16 protein-coding genes and 1 tRNA gene are annotated in these 14,466 nt (G+C 64.0%); 8 read left to right on the forward strand and 9 right to left on the reverse strand.

All coding sequences use genetic code 11. From position 1 onward, the window contains the following. The 6 genes from VN047_RS21960 to VN047_RS21985 all read left to right on the forward strand — a co-directional run. A partial coding sequence (locus VN047_RS21960) for a DUF2891 family protein (protein ID WP_325546518.1) occupies positions 1 to 122 on the forward strand: 122 nt, incomplete at its 5' end. Positions 123 to 301: 179 nt separating this feature from the next. Next, positions 302 to 1,306: a LacI family DNA-binding transcriptional regulator gene (locus VN047_RS21965; protein WP_325546489.1), complete on the forward strand. Its 1,005-nt coding sequence runs from the start codon at positions 302 to 304 to the stop codon at positions 1,304 to 1,306. Positions 1,307 to 1,409: 103 nt separating this feature from the next. Continuing rightward, complete coding sequence (locus VN047_RS21970) at positions 1,410 to 2,591, forward strand: GGDEF domain-containing protein (RefSeq protein ID WP_325546491.1); 1,182 nt, start codon at positions 1,410 to 1,412, stop codon at positions 2,589 to 2,591. Positions 2,592 to 2,684: 93 nt separating this feature from the next. Beyond that, positions 2,685 to 3,212 carry a hypothetical protein gene (locus tag VN047_RS21975; RefSeq protein WP_325546493.1) on the forward strand — a complete coding sequence of 176 codons (528 nt, stop codon included), beginning with the start codon at positions 2,685 to 2,687 and terminating at the stop codon, positions 3,210 to 3,212. 14 nt (positions 3,213 to 3,226) lie between these two features. Beyond that, positions 3,227 to 3,982, forward strand: a complete 756-nt coding sequence (locus VN047_RS21980; RefSeq protein WP_325546495.1) for a hypothetical protein — start codon at positions 3,227 to 3,229, stop codon at positions 3,980 to 3,982. A gap of 70 nt (positions 3,983 to 4,052) precedes the next feature. After that, complete coding sequence (locus tag VN047_RS21985) at positions 4,053 to 4,622, forward strand: hypothetical protein (protein ID WP_325546497.1); 570 nt, start codon at positions 4,053 to 4,055, stop codon at positions 4,620 to 4,622. A gap of 98 nt (positions 4,623 to 4,720) precedes the next feature. On the opposite strand, the gene VN047_RS21990 is transcribed toward VN047_RS21985, so the two are convergent. From VN047_RS21990 to VN047_RS22010, 5 genes are all read right to left on the reverse strand, one after another. Then, positions 4,721 to 5,344 carry a hypothetical protein gene (locus VN047_RS21990; RefSeq protein ID WP_325546498.1) on the reverse strand — a complete coding sequence of 208 codons (624 nt, stop codon included), beginning with the start codon at positions 5,342 to 5,344 and terminating at the stop codon, positions 4,721 to 4,723. A 339-nt stretch (positions 5,345 to 5,683) separates the two neighbouring features. Next, positions 5,684 to 6,343 (reverse strand): hypothetical protein, encoded by a 660-nt coding sequence (locus VN047_RS21995; protein WP_325546500.1) that lies wholly within the window; start codon positions 6,341 to 6,343, stop codon positions 5,684 to 5,686. A 62-nt stretch (positions 6,344 to 6,405) separates the two neighbouring features. Beyond that, on the reverse strand, positions 6,406 to 7,434 hold the full coding sequence (locus VN047_RS22000) for a hypothetical protein (RefSeq protein ID WP_325546502.1): 1,029 nt from the start codon (positions 7,432 to 7,434) through the stop codon (positions 6,406 to 6,408). Positions 7,435 to 7,506: 72 nt separating this feature from the next. Further along, complete coding sequence (locus VN047_RS22005; RefSeq protein ID WP_325546504.1) at positions 7,507 to 7,848, reverse strand: helix-turn-helix transcriptional regulator; 342 nt, start codon at positions 7,846 to 7,848, stop codon at positions 7,507 to 7,509. Between the two features lie 12 nt (positions 7,849 to 7,860). Continuing rightward, positions 7,861 to 8,109: a type II toxin-antitoxin system RelE family toxin gene (locus VN047_RS22010; RefSeq protein ID WP_325546506.1), complete on the reverse strand. Its 249-nt coding sequence runs from the start codon at positions 8,107 to 8,109 to the stop codon at positions 7,861 to 7,863. Positions 8,110 to 8,433: 324 nt separating this feature from the next. Here VN047_RS22010 and acnA point away from each other — a divergent pair, with 324 nt between their 5' ends. Beyond that, positions 8,434 to 11,106: an aconitate hydratase AcnA gene (acnA, locus tag VN047_RS22015; RefSeq protein ID WP_325546508.1), complete on the forward strand. Its 2,673-nt coding sequence runs from the start codon at positions 8,434 to 8,436 to the stop codon at positions 11,104 to 11,106. 73 nt (positions 11,107 to 11,179) lie between these two features. Then, on the forward strand, positions 11,180 to 11,455 hold the full coding sequence (locus tag VN047_RS22020) for a CBU_0592 family membrane protein (protein ID WP_325546510.1): 276 nt from the start codon (positions 11,180 to 11,182) through the stop codon (positions 11,453 to 11,455). Here the strand turns inward: VN047_RS22020 and VN047_RS22025 are convergent. From VN047_RS22025 to VN047_RS22040, 4 genes are all read right to left on the reverse strand, one after another. After that, positions 11,452 to 12,909: an amidohydrolase family protein gene (locus VN047_RS22025; RefSeq protein ID WP_325546511.1), complete on the reverse strand. Its 1,458-nt coding sequence runs from the start codon at positions 12,907 to 12,909 to the stop codon at positions 11,452 to 11,454. The genes VN047_RS22020 and VN047_RS22025 overlap by 4 nt on opposite strands. 50 nt (positions 12,910 to 12,959) lie before the next feature. After that, positions 12,960 to 13,457, reverse strand: a complete 498-nt coding sequence (locus tag VN047_RS22030; protein ID WP_325546514.1) for a GFA family protein — start codon at positions 13,455 to 13,457, stop codon at positions 12,960 to 12,962. A gap of 63 nt (positions 13,458 to 13,520) precedes the next feature. Then, positions 13,521 to 13,596: transfer RNA gene (locus VN047_RS22035), tRNA-Val, on the reverse strand. A gap of 72 nt (positions 13,597 to 13,668) precedes the next feature. Next, on the reverse strand, positions 13,669 to 14,466 hold a 798-nt coding region (locus tag VN047_RS22040), incomplete at its 5' end, for a magnesium and cobalt transport protein CorA (protein WP_325546516.1).

A 14,466-nucleotide genomic window follows, 5' to 3' on the forward strand; every position in this document is an offset into this window, starting at 1 on the left:
GCGCGGCCGCCGAAGCCGCGGCGCGGCGCCACCTCGACGCCGCGCTCCCGCACGTCACCGGCGACTATATGGGCGAGCACTGGCTCGCGAGCTTCGCCCTCCTCGCGCTCGACGGCCTCTGACCCAGCCTCCCCGACTTTCGTCACCCCGGACTTGATCCGGGGTCCATGACGACAGCGCGGATGGATGCCGGATCAAGTCCGGCATGACGAAGAGGAGATGCGAGGTCACCCCGCATTGACAACCCCCGCGCTCGCGGCAACAGACGGCGCGAGGGGAGAAGCGAGAAGTGAACGGAAAGATGCTGCGTCCCACATCGTTCGACGTCGCCGAACGCGCCGGCGTGTCGCAATCGACCGTCTCGCGTGCGCTCCGCAACTCGCCCGGCGTCAACGCCGAAACGCGCGCGCGCGTCTCCGCCGCCGCGCGCGAACTCGGTTATGTCGTCGACCGCCACGCCTCGTCGCTGCGCCTGAAAAGCAGCGAGACGATCGCGCTCGTCACCATCTGCCGGCCGGGCGAGGATCGCAGCGCGATCAACCCCTTCTATTTCGCGCTGCTCGGCAGCATCGCCGCCGCGACCTCGGCGCGCGGCTTCAACCTGCTCGTTTCCTTCCAGGAAAATGCCGACAATTTCCGTGCCGATTTCGTCGCCTCGGGACTCGCCGACGCGATGATCGTCATCGGCACGACCAGCAACCGCGAAGCGTGGAAATATTTCGCCGATGCGCAGGCGTCGGGACTCGACTTCGTCTGCTGGGGCAGCCCGGGCAGCCCGTTCCACTGGATGCGCAGCGAAAACGACATCGGCGGCCAGCTCGCTGCCGAACATCTGGTCGCGGCCGGCCGCCGCCGCATCGCCTTCGTCGGCCCGCAGCAATCGCCGCAACGCCAGTTCGACGAACGTCGCGACGGCTTCACCGCAGCGCTCGCCGCGCACGGCATCACGCCGGTGGTCACCGAACCGCCCGCCGCAGCCGATCGTCACGCGCAGGGTGTCGCCGCGGTGCAGGCGCTGCTCGCCGAACATTCCGATATCGACGCAATCTTTGCGGCGTCGGACATGCTCGCGCTCGGCGTGCTGCAAGGACTGAAGGACGCGGGCCGCCGCGTGCCCGAGGATGTCGCGCTGATCGGTTTCGACGGGATTCGCGCCGGCACGCTCGCCGATCCCGCGCTCACGACGCTCGAACCCGACCTCGATGCGGCGGGCGAGGCGCTCGTCGCGATGGCGCTCGAGGATGACGAACGCACCCGCAGCGGCACGCGCATCCCGGTGCGCCTCGTCGTCCGCGGCACGGGCTGATCCGCCCTTTTTCCGGGGTAACCGTGACTTAACTCCCCGAAAAGTAAGAACTCGTTATCTATGGCCCGGCTATCCTGATCGGCGGGAGGCAGGAAGCGGCACGTTGAACGGACAATTTTTCATTTCGCTGCTCAACCCGGGCATCGGCCTGCTGTTCGCTGTCGCCTTTTTCCTGCTGTGGCTGAACCGGCGCGAACGCTATGTCGCCTATGCGGCGGGCGCCTACACCGCGTCAGCGATCGCTTTCCTGATTCAGGACGTCGGGCCGGTGTTGCCGATGGAGCTCCAGCGCCTGCCCGCGAATATCGGCTTCCTCCTCACCGGCGTCCTCTTCGCTGCCGCGATCATCAAGCGCTACGCGCTTCCCGTGCCATGGCGGGCGATGGCGGTGACGGTCGGCGTCTCGATCACCGTTTTCATCTGGTTCCTGCTCGTCCATCCCAGCATCGCCGGGCGCATCCTGTCGATCAGCATCGGCGCCGGCATCATCGCGATCATGGTCGTCCGCTCGCTGTGGCCGATCGAAAAAAACCATATCATCGACCGGGTGCTGTTCTGGGTCGCGGCGATGTCGGCGCTGAACCTGATCATCCGTCCGATCGTGCTGCTCTCGCTCGGCGGCGGCTTCGACAATTATGTCGGTTTCCAGCAATCGGTCTACTGGACCACGGTGCAGTTCAGCCAGGCGATGGTATCGATCCTCGCCGCGATCAGCCTGATGGTGGCAGTCGCGATCGACCAGATCGCCGAGCTTCGCCGTCAGGTCGGCAATGACGATCTGTCGGGCCTGCTCAACCGCCGCGGGTTCGAGGCGCAGGCGGGCGCGGTGCTTCGCCGCTGCATCGACGAAGCGCGGCCGGTCGCGCTGATGATCGCCGACCTCGACCGGTTCAAGCAGGTCAACGACACCTATGGCCACGCCGTCGGCGATGCGATCATCACCGCATTCGGCGCGCATGTCCGCGCGATCGGCCCGGCCGGGATGGTCGCGGGGCGCATCGGCGGCGAGGAATTCGCGCTGCTCCTCCCCGACGCGGGGATCGACACCGCGCGCCAGTTCGCCGAGGCGGTGCGCACGGGGCTGCATGCCGCCTGCGCCGACCGCATCCCGGCAAGGCTCTGCCCGACCACCAGCATCGGCCTCGCCGTCGGCGTTCCCGGCACCGGGCTTTCGGTGCTGATGCACAATGCCGATCAGGCGCTCTACGACGCCAAGCGCGGCGGCCGCAACTGCGTCCGCGCCTTCACCCCCAAACCCGTCCGCCTCGCCGCCGGCGGAAACTGATTGCATCTGTGACCCCCATTCTGTGACGGCGGTCACCGCGCCGCCATGCGGCTTGCGGCATCGATACGCGACCGATTTCAAAGGGATGGAAATATGATGCGTAAATTGTTCGGGGCCCAGGCGGCGATATTGGCGGCGCTGCTCGCGCCGCTTCCGGCCGCGGCCGCGGAATCGAACTTCACCCCGCTCGACGAGATCGACCGCGTGCGCGCCGCTGCCTGCGGGATCGACGATTTCGACGAATTCCTCACCTGGTACGCCAGCTCGACCACCTCGGGCGGCTGGCTCGAACAGGTCGTCTGGACCGATTTCACCGTGCGGGTGGGCAAGCTCGCCGACCCCGCCGATCCGGGCAATCTCGTCGACCGGCAGCGCTATCTCGGCCAGTTCCGCATCACCTCGCGCGATCTTCGCTTCAGCCGCGAGGGCACCGTCGCACCGCGCGACACGCCGAACCGCCACATCACGATCACGCGCCTCGGCAAGACGCAATATCGCGTCGACTGGCGGGGCGGCCTCGGCTTCGCGGGGGTCGAGGGTGCCGACCGCGACGCACAGGCAGGCGCCTATATCTTCGAGCACAAGAAGAATTGCTGGTACCTCACCGGCGACCTGCGCTGAGGCGAGGGCCGATCATGCGTTCCCGCCTCGCCTCTCTCTTCGCCCTCGCTCCGCTGCTGCTCCTGCTCGCCCCTCACACCGCCGACGCGCGCCTTCCGCCGCTCGCCGGGTCCGGGCCCCGAACCATCGCCCCGCAACCGGTGCGCGAGACGGTCCGCTATCGCTGCGACGTCGAACGCAAGCTCGCGCGCGGCACCGTGTCGCTCACCCGCCTCTACACCGAGGCGGGCGAATATGACGCCGGCGACTTCATGCGCTGGTTCCCCGCGCACCACGACCCGCAACGCGCCGAGCGCCCGCTCGACCTCGAGCTCTCGTACATATGGGAACCCGGACGCCAGCCCGCGGTCGCGCCGCGCGAGATCGAGGTAGAACTCCGCGTCGGGCTCGACGACGACCTCCCCGAAGTCGCGTGGATTCGCATGCAGCGCCCCTTCCCCGTCAAACCGCACGGCATCGTCGGAAGCACCGCGCTCGCAACGCAGGTCTTTCCCTACTCCAGCCACGACCCGAAGAATGGTCACGGCGAACTGCCGCTAGGCGACCTTCTTGCCTATGCCGAGGGTCACGACGCGCTCGGCTGGACGCTCGTCCGCCCGTCGGACAAGCTCGGCGGCGACCGCGAACTCGCGCACGGCACGATCGACATTGCCGCGTTGCGCGCGGCAGTCGCCGCGCTCCCCGCCCTCCGCTCCGCGCTCGCGGCAAAGACCGGCGATCCGAAGGCGCGGTGCGAGCGCGTGCTCTGGCCCGATTTCCCCGAATATTGATTTGCGCTTGACCCCGGCCGGCCAAAGCCCCGATCAACTCGACAGCCTGTTCAGAAAAAAGGATATTTCCATGAAAATTGCTCTTGCCGCGGGCGCTGCCCTGCTCTCCCTCTCGGCCTGTGCGCAAGCCGAAAGCCCGCCCGCCGAAAACGCCGATACGGTCAAAAGCCAGCCCAAGGCCGCGCCCGCCGCCGCCAGCGCCGACGCCAAACCGGCAAAGCGCGGCCCGGTCGATCTGACCCCCTATGTCGGCAAATATCCGTTCGACGTCGTGAACGGCCACCGCTTCCTCGATCATCCCGCGGTCAGGGCCGCGATCGCCGCCGCGGTCCCCGATGCGAAAAAACGTGCCGCAGTGGCGTTCGAGGACGACGGTCTCGGCCTGCCGATCGTCAGGGTCGACGGCGGCCGCATCCTCGTCTGGGGCGGCGCGAAACGCGCCGAGGACCGCTACAACTGGGCGGTCGTGATCGCCCCCGACGGCTCGAAGCCCGAAGTCTGCATCTACGACGGCGTCGGCTGTGGCGAGGATTTCCAGGCGGCCGAATGGTTCGAACCCGGCCATGCCAGCATCATGAAACAGGGCACCTGCCCCTCGGCCGACGAGGATTATCCGGCGGCAGAGATCGCGGCGGGATAGGACGACCGGCGCGCCGGCGGGCGGTTCCCGGCACCGCCTTCCCGCCCGCGCGTTCGGCCCGTCCCGCCATGGGCCATGCCGTTCGCGTGCGAGATGATTCAGGCGGTCGCCGGGGTCTCGCCCGGGTCTTCGTTCGCCGGCTCGCCGCATCTTTCGCAAAGCAGGGGGCCCCACCCGCGCTGCTTGCGCAGCATCGCGAGCCGCGCGAGGATCGCCGCGTCGACCTCTTCGGATGTCGGCCCCTGAATCTTCGGGTGGCCTTCGGTTATGTTGTCGAAGGTGATGCCGCTGAAAAATTCCTCGCGCGACAGAAAGCGGTCGCGCACCGCCGCGGGCAGCTCATAGGCCTCTGCCTCCTCCGGCGTCAGATGCACGTCGCGCCCGTTTTTCAGGTCGCCGCGCTTCAGCAGCAGCCCCAGCAGCCCGTCCGACGGCACGATCCGCCGCTCGACCTCCTTGCCGTTCCGCAATATCACCATCTCGCGCCCCTCGACCGCGCGTTCGTATGCGACCGCCTCCAGCCCGCGCAGCGCCCGCGCGATCGCCTCACCGCACGCCTTGTCGAACGGGGCAAACAGCGCGCGCGACCGATTGACCGACGTCCGGCTGACCCCCGCCACCCGCGCCGCATCGGTCACGCACCCCGTGCGCCCCAACGTCGCCAGAAACACCCGCGTCCGCGCCGCCGTCCACCCGTCCGAGCGAACGCGAAGGCCGGGCATGAAGGGATTCTCCCGCTCGTGAACCCCGGACTTGATCCGGGGCCCAGCGGCGCGAGCCGCATCACTCCGCTCAGCAACCCCCGATTTTCCCCGCGCCCCCCGCGCCACCCTACGCCCCATAGCTCCATCTCCCGAATCACTTGGAATGAATCTGAGATATTTTGAACCTATTTGGATAATTTAGGAAAGAGGAAAACCTGGCCTTGCAAATTCTTCACCCCGGGCTTGAACCCACAGTCCATGGACAACGCCTGAGATCGCACCTAGCAGCAGTATTTCGAGCTAAATATGCTGGGTTCGAGCAGCACATGTGCAATCGAAAGTAGCCTAGCCGCTCCCCTAGAAAAAGTGCGGCGTCGCGAGGTTCGTCAATTTCCCAAGCCGCAAAAAGATTGGGGTGGGCACCGGCTCAAAGGCGGGTGCCGACGACCCCGTTTGAATTGTCAGCCCGACGTTTTCGACGTTCATCGTTTCCCGCTTTCTCACCGCAATCCGGAATTCGTCCTGCCATGCAAAGTTTTGGGGCTTGATGAGGACCAGTTTTTCGGGAAGCGCCCAATCCGCTCCCGGCTCCTTACTATGCTCCCGGTAATCGACCTTACCATATACAAGCTGTTCGTAGTCGAATTGCGACGTGCGCTCCGCCCGCATCCTTAACCGCCGCACCAGCATTTCCGGGTCAGATATTTCGACACAGAAGGCACCAAACTTACCGGCAAGGTCGGCAGATAGTTGGTTGCTCGCGCAATAGACAAAAATGTCGTTCTGATTGACCGACGAGTTAAAGCTCCCGCCCTCTAGCGTTATAACTCGCCCGTCTTCCATGTTCATGACAAGCCCACCTTCCGGCGCGTAGGTCAGAATCCCATCACGCGGGTCGCCCCGAATGCCGTCAGCTTCTCTCCCTCGAAAATGAGAGAGAGGTTGCAACATCAATTCGCCCTTGTCGATGAGCGCTCGCGCATGGGCCTCTTCAGTGAAATATTTGTAGATGGGCATCTGCTTCTCCGCTTTGGCAGAATGTCGAACCACATCTGCTATCCCAATCTCATGATCCTTCTTTAAATACTGACGAGATCTGCGTAGTCGGTCATTGACCCAACAGACAGATACAGTGGTTCGAGCGGCACGGATGGCTCTGTTCGCGGACGAAAGGCAACACGCACTTCCTTCTGATATGCATATCCAAAGTGCTTTGCCATATGGGGCACCTTGAACTTCGAATAGTCTCGGTATGGATCGTAGTAAGTCACTCTTCCTTCGTACGGCACCCATTCCGGCAAGCGGGCCAGAAATGTAGAAATCAGACGCTGTTTAAAGCGAATAGGGTCTCGGATCACAATTGCGGCATCTGCTTCAAAATCGGTTGGCATACGATAGTGAATATGCTCGCAAAGACTGAATAAATAATAGTCATCGAATACAAGTGGAAGAATGATATCGTCGTCGTTGAACGGCATCTTATGGCCATCGAAAACGATATGATCCTTTCCTGCCATCCGATCCTTATAAGTTGGGATGAAGAATGTTCGACTCGTCTCATCGTCTCGAACGGAGTCAAGCAAGTTCGTATCGCTATACAATCCGGCGTTGGCCAACCGCAGTTCGCCGGTTTGGAGCATGGGCTCTAGAAATTGGCGCTTTCCATATTTCACAAGAACGGGTGTCGATGGCACGACATACCCGTCGAACATAGTGACACCTATTGGCGTGCCGTGCTCAAAATATTTGACCAAGGGCGCACGTGCCGAAGCGATCACGTCCGGAGGGGCTTCCCCACCTAACCGCGCCTGATATTCTTCGAGCATGTGGGTGAAGACCTGCATATGCTCGTCGGTCTCCGTGAAAGGGACCGGCGCGATTTTGCCTTCTTGGGTAAGCTCCATCGTATTCATGAAGATATGGCGAAATCGCTCCGCCACGCGATCGTCAGGCGCGCCAATTAAATAGGGATGGGCGAGATACGCGTGCCGCCACATCTCGTGCAGCCTCAACCGACCGGGCTGCTCAGATTTCCATTCATAATGTTGTCGGCGAACGTCAATTCCTTGTAGCCGTTCACGAATCTGGTCGACGCTAACCTTTGTCATCAAACTATTATCGCTCTTCCAGTGTCTCCGAATCGCGATGACGCGCAAAACACATATTCTTGGCAGCCAATCTCAAACCAAATCATCCACCCTAACCCACAGCGCATCCGCAAGCTTGCGCACCGTCTCCACCGACCCCTTACCCCGCCCGGCCTCGATATCGGCGATCTGCACCCGGTTGACCCCCGACACCGTCCCCAGCTTCACCTGCGACAGCCCGCGCAGCTCGCGCCACACGCGCAGCGGGCTTTCGCCGGCGATCAGCCGCTTGGCGAAATCGGCAGGGACCAGCTCGTCCTCGCCCGCCGCCAGCGCGGCCTTGGCGCGGTCGTATGCGCGCAGGTCGGCCAGATCCTCGGCCGCCTCGCGCAGGCGGTCATATTCTTCGGCGGGGATCGTCACCATCTTGTTCATGGGGTCATTCCTTCATTCATAGACGCTGCCGCGCGGGCCGATTTCGAGCACCGCCAGCACGACGCCATCCTCCATGATCACGCGCCAGTCGCCGACGCGCAGGCGGATCGCGTCGCGGCCCTTCAGCGCCTTTACATTGTTCGCCTGCGACGCCGGATCGGCAGCATAGGCCTCGATCTTGCCGATAATCCGCGCCGCCATATTAGCGGGCATGCGTTGCAGCGCCTTGATCGCGGATCGCGTGTAGCTGATCGGCTTCATTGTGGGATGTGTAGTTTATGACTACATTGTAGTCAAGGACTACACGTCCTTCGTCATCCCGGACTTGATCCGGGATCCATTCCACCGCCGCCGCATGGACCCCGGATCAAGTCCGGGGTGACGAGGTTGGAGGAATGCAGCCTTTTCTTCGCGCCTTTGCGCCTTTGCGTGAACCAAATCTTCCGGCGCACCCTTGCATTTCCCACCCCCCGGCGTAAGGCGGCGCCAACATAAACCCGCGCGTGCGACTCCCGTTGGCCCCGCTCTCCCGCTTTGCCACCGGACAGTCATTCCCCGCCGCGCCAACATGGGGACTGCAATCCTATGACGACCACGGGCAACGACACGCTTGGAACCCGCTCGACGCTGAGCGTCGGCGGCAAGAATTACGCTTATTATTCGCTCGACAAGGCCGCGGCGAAGCTGGGCGACGTCTCGCGCCTGCCGTTCAGCATGAAGGTGCTGCTCGAAAACCTGCTGCGCTTCGAGGATGACGGCTTCACCGTGTCGACGGCCGATATTCAGGCGCTGGTCGACTGGCAGAAGGACCCGCATTCGAACCAGGAAATCCAGTATCGCCCCGCGCGCGTGCTGCTGCAGGATTTCACCGGTGTTCCGTGCGTCGTCGATCTCGCCGCGATGCGCGATGCGATCGCCAAGCTCGGCGGCGACACGACCAAGATCAACCCGCTCGTCCCCGTCCACCTCGTCATCGACCACTCGGTCATGGTCGACGAATTCGGTCATCCGAAGGCGTTCGAGCAGAATGTCGAGATCGAATATTATCGCAACGGCGAACGTTACGACTTCCTGAAATGGGGTTCGAAGTCGCTGTCGAACTTCAAGGCGGTGCCCCCGGGCACCGGCATCTGCCACCAGGTCAATCTCGAACATATCGCGCAGGCGGTGTGGTCGAGCGACGACGCGTCGGGTGAAACCGTTGCCTATCCCGACACCTGCGTCGGCACCGACAGCCACACGACGATGATCAACGGGCTCGGCGTGCTCGGCTGGGGCGTCGGCGGGATCGAGGCCGAGGCCGCGATGCTCGGCCAGCCCGTGTCGATGCTGATCCCCGAAGTCGTCGGGTTCAAATTCACCGGCGCGCTGAAGGAAGGCGTCACCGCGACCGACCTCGTGCTCACCGCGACGCAGATGCTGCGCGCCAAGGGCGTCGTCGGCCGCTTCGTCGAATATTTCGGCCCCGGCCTCGCCTCGCTGAGCCTCGCGGATCGTGCGACGCTCGCCAATATGGCGCCCGAATATGGCGCGACCTGCGGCTTCTTCGGCGTCGACGACAAGACGCTCGACTATATGCGCCTGACCGGGCGCAGCGACGAGAATATCGCGCTGGTCGAAGCCTATGCGAAGGCGCAGGGGCTGTGGATCGTCGAGGGCGCCGCCGACCCGATCTTCACCGACACGCTCGAACTCGACCTGGGCAGCGTCGTCCCGTCGCTCGCGGGGCCGAAGCGGCCGCAGGACCGCGTCTCGCTTCCCGACGTCGACGATGTGTTCAACGCCGACATGGCGAACACCTATAAGAAGGCGCAAACGCGCGTTCCGGTCGAGGGCAAGGATTTCGACATCGGCGACGGCGACGTCACCATCGCCGCGATCACCAGCTGCACCAACACCTCGAACCCCGGCGTGCTTGTCGCCGCGGGGCTCGTCGCGAAGAAAGCCGACGCGCTGGGCCTCAAGCCCAAGCCGTGGGTCAAGACCTCGCTGGCGCCGGGTAGCCAAGTCGTCACCGACTATCTCGAAAAGGCCGGGCTGCAGAAGCATCTCGACAATATCGGCTTCAACCTCGTCGGTTACGGCTGCACGACGTGCATCGGCAACTCGGGCCCGCTCGCCGAGCCGATTTCGAAGGCGATCAACGAGAATGGCCTCGTCGCTGCGGCGGTGATCTCGGGCAACCGCAACTTCGAAGGCCGCGTGTCTCCCGACGTGCGCGCGAACTTCCTCGCCTCGCCGCCGCTCGTCGTCGCCTATGCGCTGAAGGGCACGGTGATCGAGGATTTCACCACCACCCCGATCGGGCAGGACCAGTCGGGCAAGGACGTCTTCCTCGCCGACATCTGGCCGACCAATCTCGAAGTCGCCGATGCGGTGGCGGGCGCGGTCGACCGCGACATGTTCGTCGCGCGCTACGCCCATGTCTACAAGGGCGACGAGCATTGGCAGAAGATCGAGGTCGAAGGCAGCGACACCTATCAGTGGCGCGCGGGCTCGACCTATGTCGCGAACCCGCCCTATTTCGAGGGTATGACGATGACCCCGGCGCCGGTCGCCGACATCATCGACGCCAAGCCGCTCGCGATCCTCGGCGACAGCATCACGACCGACCACATCAGCCCTGCTGGCAGCATCAAGGCCGACTCGCCGGCCGGCAAGTGGCTGATGGAACATCAGGTCAGCAAGGCCGACTTCAACAGCTACGGCGCCCGCCGCGGCCACCACGACGTCATGATGCGCGGCACCTTCGCCAACATCCGCATCAAGAATGAAATGGTCCCCGGCATCGAGGGCGGCATGTCGCGCTATGGCGCCGAGGTCATGCCGATCTATGACGCCGCAATGCGCCACAAGGCCGACGGTACCCCGCTCGTCGTCATCGCCGGCAAGGAATATGGCACCGGCTCGTCGCGCGACTGGGCGGCAAAGGGCACGAACCTGCTCGGCGTCCGCACCGTCATCGTCGAGAGCTTCGAGCGCATCCACCGCTCGAACCTTGTCGGCATGGGCGTGCTGCCGCTGCAGTTCCAGGACGGCGACACGCGCGAGACGCTCGGCCTGACCGGCGACGACACCTTCACCATCACCGGCGTCGCCGACCTCAAGCCGCGCCAGACGGTCACGGTGAATGTCACCCGCGCCGACGGTTCGACGTTCAGCTTCGACACGCTCTGCCGCATCGATACGGCGAACGAGGTCGAATATTATATGAACGGCGGCATCCTGCATTATGTGCTGCGCAAGCTTGCGGCCTGACGCCGCAGACAGCTGATGCTAAAAGCGCCCGCCCCCTCATCGGGGCGGGCGTTTTCATTTGGAGAGGAAGCGCATGAGCGCCGAAGTCATCGTCATCGAGATCATCGGCTGGGCGGCCGCCGCAATCATCCTCGCCGCCTATATCCTACTGTCGCTCGGCAGGCTCGACGGACGCAGCTATCTCTATCAGTGGATGAATGTCGTCGGCGCGGGCGGCTTCATCGTCAATTCGGGTTATAATGGCGCGATCCCGTCGGCGGTCCTCAATGTCATCTGGGCCGCGATGGGATTATTCACCCTTTGGAGCGTGTGGCGCGCCCGGCAAGCGACACGCGCCATCGTCCCTTAGGGCTTGGCCGCCCCGGCATTCCACGCCGCAACTTTCGCGCGCGCGTCGACAAGCATCTTGTCGAGCGCCGCACGATCCTGAACCGTCCCGCGCATCACCACAGTATCGATCGCGCGCGTCGCGGCGATATCCTCGAGCGGATTCTTTGTCAGCAACACCAGATCGGCAGCCATGCCGGGCTTGATCGCGCCGTAACGATCAAGCTGGCCGAACCACGCCGGACCCGCGCGCGTTGCCGAGGCGAGCGCCTGCGCCGGGGTCAGCCCCTTCTGCTGGAACAGCTCGATCTCGTCGTGCAGCCCAAAACCCGGATAATTATAGCTATTGAGGAAACCCGCGTCGGTCCCCGCGATGATCGGCACCCCGGCTTCGGCGAGCATTGGCAGGATCGTCGCGACATCCTCGATCTGCTTGTGGCGCGCCGCGATGGCCGCGGCGTCGGCCTTCGCCGCGCGCTCGATCCGCCAGTCATAGGTCTTGCGCAGCTTGGGCCCGATATAGGCGAGGCCCTCGTCCTTCGAATGATCGTCGCGGTCGAGATAGGCGATGATGCGGCTGCCGTTCAGCGTCGGGGTCACGAACACGCCCTTCGCGGCGAAGCGGCGGTACGCGGCCATTGCGGTGTCGCGGTCGAAACCGGCATCGAGCCGGCGGTTCGCTTCGGCGCGGTCGATGCGCTTCGCGGCGAAATCGGCGGCGATTGCGGCCTCGTCCTTCGCCCCGGCGTTATAGGCATAGTCGAGATGCTCGATAGAGCTGATCCCGGCGTCGACCGCCTGATCGACCGTCAGCGCCATCGGGATATGCCCCGACGTGCGCAGGCCAAGCGCCTTCGCCTTGGTCAGCGCATAGAGGAATAGCTCGGGCTTCAGCGTGCTGTCGGTGATCTTGACGAAATCGACCTTGTCGCGCGTCTTCAGGCGATCGAGCGCGGCGTCGACATCGGCGGCGCTGCCGACCTCGATCGTCCCTTTCCAGACCGGCGCGATTCCTTCGATCTTTGCGCCCGACGTCAGCAGGCGCGGGCCGAACAGGCTGCCCGCCGCAATCTCACCGCGCCAGGCGAGCACCTGCTCGGGCAGGTCCCCCGAACAGTCGCGGATCGTCGTGATGCCATTCGCGACATAGAGCGGCAGCAACGCCCTATTCTCTTCGATCAGCTCGGGCCCGCCACCGAAATGGACGTGCATGTCCCACAGGCCGGGGATCAGATAGCCTCCCTTGCCCTCGATCGTCCGCGCCGCGTGCCAGTCCTTCGCGATGACCGCATCGGCGCCGACCGCGACGATATCGTCGCCCTTCAGCACCACCGCCTGCCCGGCGACCGTTTTCGCCGTCTCGACATCGACGATCGTCACATGGCGGATGATGACATCGCCCTGTTTCGGCGCGGCCAGCGCCGGCGGTGCAAAGGCGAGCAGGGCGGGAGCAAGAGCGGCAAACAGATATTTCATGACAGCGACCTTTTTCGAACAGCCGTCCCTTAACCCCATCGGCGACGAGATCAAGCGACCCAGACGCCCGCGTCCCGGTGCCATTCCTCGATCGATTTCTCTGGGTAGAGATCGAACGCCGCATCGTCCGGCCCGATGTCGGGTTCGACCCAATCCGCTTTATATTTGAGCATCAGATGGACGCGCGACGGCGGCACCGGCAGCGGCGAATCGATCGCGCTTGCGAAGGGATGGATGAGGTCGGGCCAGGTCGGATCATAGAGCCACAGCGCCGACCCGCATAAGCGGCAGAACCGTCGTTCGCCGCTCGAAACTTCGCACCCACCATGCTCTTCGTCCGCGATCCGCGCGCGATAGAGGCCGAGATGCTCCTCGCCCTCGACCTTCAGCGACTTGGCGTCCGCGCCGAGGTTGATCGCATAGCCGCCGCCGCCCTGCTGTTTCCGGCAAATCGAACAATAGCAAAGCTGATACGGCACCGGCGTGTGGCTCTGCATGGAAAAACGTATCGCGCCGCACCGGCACGCGCCTTGGAGTTCGCACGGCATCGAATTTCCCTTCACGCCATCATCGGCTGCAAAGGCGCAACGCACGATGACGAGGAAGGTTCGTGGTGGGCGCTGACGGGCTCGAACCGCCGACCCTCTCGGTGTAAACGAGATGCTCTACCAACTGAGCTAAGCGCCCCCCAGATGTCGCCATCAGCGGGAGGTGCGCCCCTGCCATAAGCCGCCGCCGCTGGCAAGCGCATCGCGCGCGTCAGAGCCAGCCGATGCGTTTGAACCGCCAAAAGAGGAGCGCGCAGATCACGGCGATCGCGCCGACGACCAGCGGATAACCAAAGGTCCAGCCGAGTTCGGGCATATGTTCGAAATTCATGCCATAGATGCCGGCAATCGCGGTTGGCACAGCCAGGATCGCGGCCCAGGCTGCGAGCTGGCGCGTGATGACGCCCTTGCGCTGCTGTTCGAGCATGCCGTTGGTTTCGATCACCGACGCGGCAATATCGCGCAGACCGGTCAGGCGGAACTCGGCGCGCTGCACATGGTCCCAGATATCGCGGAAGAACGGACGCACCGCGGGATCGACATTGGGAAGATCATCGTCGGTCGCGAGCCGGCCGGCGACTTCCTTCATCATCCCGACAAGGCGCTGAAAGCGGATGATCTCGTGCCGCTGCGAATAAAGATGCCGGATCTCGGCGGCGTCGAGCGGCGTGTCCATCACGCTTTCCTCGACCGCCAGCATCCGGTCCTCGATCGCATCAATGACGGGGAAATAGCCATCGACGATGAAATCGAGCACCGCATAGAGGACATAGTCGGGACCGTGCGCGAGCTTGGCGGGCAGCGTTTCGAGCCGCGCCCGGATGTCGGTGTGCGTGCGCGCCGACCCGTGACGGACGCTGACGAAAAAATGGGGGCCGAGGAAAAAGGCGGTTTCGCCCGGATGGATCGTATCGGCGTCGAGGTTGGCGGTGCGGGCGATGACGAAAAGCTGGTCGCCATAGGCTTCGACCTTCGGCAGCTGGTTCGCCTTCAGCGCATCCTCGACCGC

Source organism: Sphingopyxis sp. (assembly GCF_035565275.1).
GTDB lineage: Bacteria > Pseudomonadota > Alphaproteobacteria > Sphingomonadales > Sphingomonadaceae > Sphingopyxis.

Bases quoted from the DNA above. Each gene is read 5' to 3' on its own strand.
- VN047_RS22005 (WP_325546504.1), bottom strand. From the start codon at position 7,848: ATGAACAAGATGGTGACGATCCCCGCCGAAGAATATGACCGCCTGCGC.
- VN047_RS22025 (WP_325546511.1), bottom strand. From the start codon at position 12,909: ATGAAATATCTGTTTGCCGCTCTTGCTCCCGCCCTGCTCGCCTTTGCA.
- VN047_RS21985 (WP_325546497.1), top strand. From the start codon at position 4,053: ATGAAAATTGCTCTTGCCGCGGGCGCTGCCCTGCTCTCCCTCTCGGCC.
- VN047_RS22030 (WP_325546514.1), bottom strand. From the start codon at position 13,457: ATGCCGTGCGAACTCCAAGGCGCGTGCCGGTGCGGCGCGATACGTTTT.
- VN047_RS21965 (WP_325546489.1), top strand. From the start codon at position 302: ATGCTGCGTCCCACATCGTTCGACGTCGCCGAACGCGCCGGCGTGTCG.
- VN047_RS22000 (WP_325546502.1), bottom strand. From the start codon at position 7,434: ATGACAAAGGTTAGCGTCGACCAGATTCGTGAACGGCTACAAGGAATT.
- VN047_RS22020 (WP_325546510.1), top strand. From the start codon at position 11,180: ATGAGCGCCGAAGTCATCGTCATCGAGATCATCGGCTGGGCGGCCGCC.
- VN047_RS21975 (WP_325546493.1), top strand. From the start codon at position 2,685: ATGATGCGTAAATTGTTCGGGGCCCAGGCGGCGATATTGGCGGCGCTG.
- VN047_RS21990 (WP_325546498.1), bottom strand. From the start codon at position 5,344: ATGCCCGGCCTTCGCGTTCGCTCGGACGGGTGGACGGCGGCGCGGACG.
- VN047_RS21995 (WP_325546500.1), bottom strand. From the start codon at position 6,343: ATGCCCATCTACAAATATTTCACTGAAGAGGCCCATGCGCGAGCGCTC.
- VN047_RS22010 (WP_325546506.1), bottom strand. From the start codon at position 8,109: ATGAAGCCGATCAGCTACACGCGATCCGCGATCAAGGCGCTGCAACGC.
- acnA (WP_325546508.1), top strand. From the start codon at position 8,434: ATGACGACCACGGGCAACGACACGCTTGGAACCCGCTCGACGCTGAGC.
- VN047_RS21980 (WP_325546495.1), top strand. From the start codon at position 3,227: ATGCGTTCCCGCCTCGCCTCTCTCTTCGCCCTCGCTCCGCTGCTGCTC.